Source organism: Seonamhaeicola sediminis, from assembly GCF_004358095.2.
Classification (GTDB): domain Bacteria; phylum Bacteroidota; class Bacteroidia; order Flavobacteriales; family Flavobacteriaceae; genus Seonamhaeicola; species Seonamhaeicola sediminis.
Genome location: NZ_SMZJ02000042.1, coordinates 1 through 411, shown reverse-complemented (window position 1 = coordinate 411; position 411 = coordinate 1). Strand labels below are relative to the sequence as shown.

At 32.6% G+C, this 411-nt stretch carries 1 protein-coding gene; it reads left to right on the top strand.

The window, feature by feature from the left end:
• Positions 1-384, top strand: a 384-nt coding sequence (locus tag E1J38_RS15035) for an integrase core domain-containing protein (protein WP_145774548.1), incomplete at its 5' end; no start/stop codon positions are given.
• Between the last annotated feature and the right edge of the window lie 27 nt (positions 385-411).

The window sequence follows — 411 nt, the reverse complement described above, 5'->3', positions numbered from 1 at the left end:
AAACATCCATTAATTCATCACTCTGATAGAGGTTTACAGTATTGCAGCCATGAGTATACTCATATATTGCAGCAAAACAATATCCAAATAAGTATGACTGAGCAATATGACCCTTATGAAAATGCAGTAGCGGAAAGAGTCAATGGAATCCTTAAAGATGAATTTGGGTTGGATCAAATCTTTAAGAGCAATCAACAACTGCATAAGCAATTACAAGAGTCCATATTACTTTATAATAACTTAAGACCCCATCTGTCAATCAAAATGCTAACTCCTAGTCAAGCACATAAACAGCAGAACATAAAACTTAAAAAATGGACAAAGAAAAACCATCAAAAGCTAGCTTTTGATGGTTCAAATATTAATACTAATTTTATTCAATAATCGGTCAACCTATTTTAGGACGACTCA